Consider the following 2105-nt stretch of genomic DNA (forward strand, 5'->3'; position numbering starts at 1 on the left):
AGGTACAGCTCCCCCGGGATGCCGGGCGGCACGGGCAGGCCACGCTCGTCCAGCACATGGCAGCGGGTGTTGCCGATCGGACGGCCGATGGTGACCGCAGCACCAGCGTGCACCCGGTCCACGGTCGACCAGATCGTGGTCTCCGTCGGACCGTACATGTTGTACAACTCGCCCACTCGACTCGCTAGTTGCCCGGCCAGGTCGGCGGGCAGCGGCTCGCCTCCGCACAACGCCCGCAAGCGTGGATCGCCGGGCCAGCCGGCGGCGAGCAGCATCTGCCAGGTGGTGGGAGTGGCCTGCAGCACAGTGGGGGCCGAGCGCTCGATCCGCTCACGCAGCGCGAAACCGTCGGCGGCCACCGCCGCGGGCAGCACCTCCACCGTGCCGCCACGCACCAGCGGCAGATAGAGCTCCAGGCCCGCGATGTCGAAACAGACCGTGGTGAGCGCGAGCAGCGAGTCCCGGGAACCGAAACCCGGCCACCGCGCCATCGTCCACAAGAAGTTGACCAACGCCCGATGCCCCACCTGAACACCCTTGGGCACACCGGTGGAACCCGAGGTGTAGATGACATACGCCGGCGCATCCGGCACCGAACGGTCGACGGGCTCCACCGGGGCCGGGTCGGGCGTGTCCTGCGCGGTGGCGAGGACCGGGGTGACCGGGAAGGCCGCCAGTGTCGCGCTCAACGCCTCGTCGGTCAGCACGAGCCGGGCACCGGAGTCCGCCAGCATGTGACCGATCCGGGCCGGCGGGTAGATCGGGTCGATCGGCACGTAGGCCGCGCCGGTCTTCAGCACCGCGAGCAGGCTGACCAGCAGCTCCGGGGAACGCTCCAGGTAGACGCCGACCAGGGAGCCGGGGCCCGCGCCCAGGTCGATCAGCCGGTGGGCCAACAGGTCGGCGCTCTGGTCCAGTTCGCCGTAGCTCAGCTCGCGGCCCTCGAACCGGAGGGCGGGCGCGGCCGGGGCTGCGCAGGCCAGGTCGGCGACCAGCCGGGACACCGTACGCCCGGCCGGGTACTCCTCGGCGGTGTCGTTCCAGCTCTCCAGCACCAGCGCGCGCTCGGCGGCAGTGAGCAGCGACAGGCGGCCCAGCGACTGCGCCGGCTCAGCCGCGGCTTCGGCCAGCAGAAGCGCGAAGTGCTCGGCAAGCCAGCTCTGTTGGGTATCCGTCAGTTCATCGCCCTGGAAGGAGACTTCGCCGGCCGGGCCGATCCGGATGGTCAGCACCCGGCCGGCGGGCGCGGGGTCGGCGCCGGGCAGCAGGACCGCGACCGGCAGCGCGGTGCGGGCGGCTGCGGTCAGCTGCGGGTGGCGCAGCAGCAGGTCGCGCCGATACGGCGAGCGGGCCCGCAGCGCGGTGACCTCGGCGCCGACCAGCTCGGCCAGTTCCGCCAGCGTGCGCTCCAGCAGCCCTTCCGGGGCCCGCAGCGGCAGTTCGGCCGCCAGCAGCCCCGCCGCCGAGCCGCCGGGCACGGGCAGCGCGACATCGCGCTCACCGCCACGCGAGAGCCGGGCCAGGAAGGCCAGCACCGCGGCCAACGCGAGGTGCACGGGGTCGGCTCCGGCATCGTGCAGCGATTCGGGCAGCGCGACCGGGACCACCGGCCGGGTGGCCTGGTCGAGTTGGCCGAGTTGGCCGAATCTCGGCGGGAGCACGGGCTCCAGCCGGTCCAGGACGCGCAGCCAACGCCCCTCCGCGCGGTGCGCCGCACGGCCCTCCGCCGCCAGTTGGGCTACCTCGGCCTCGGTGAGTTCGGTGAAGCGGCCGGCGTGCCGGGTGGCCAGGGTGTCGGCGAGGGTGGCCAGGTCGAGGCGCTCCCCGGTCAGTTGCGCCAGTGCGGTGAGCCGCACGTCCCGGTCGGCGGTGGCAACGGTGATCGCCTGCGGCGTGGTGTCGACCACCGTGCCCGGCTCGGCGGTGGAGAGCCGCTCGGTGACCTCCACGCCCTGGACGGCCACCAGGCCCTCGCCGAGCGCCAGGAGTGCGGTGCCGAAGTCGTTGCGCCGCCGCCCGAACGCGGTGGCCCGCACCAGGGCGTCCAGTTCGGCGGCCGGGCGCCGCCAGTCGAAGACCCCGCCGCGCGGCAGCCCGTCGAACTT

General features: G+C 73.9%; 1 protein-coding gene. It reads right to left on the bottom strand.

Translation table 11 applies throughout. The annotated features are described in order from the left end of the window. On the bottom strand, positions 1-2105 hold a 2105-nt coding region (locus ACFZB9_RS36865), incomplete at both ends, for an AMP-binding protein (RefSeq protein WP_391454536.1).

The sequence above is a fragment of the Kitasatospora sp. NPDC008050 genome (genome assembly GCF_042957465.1).
Taxonomy (GTDB): Bacteria; Actinomycetota; Actinomycetes; order Streptomycetales; family Streptomycetaceae; genus Kitasatospora.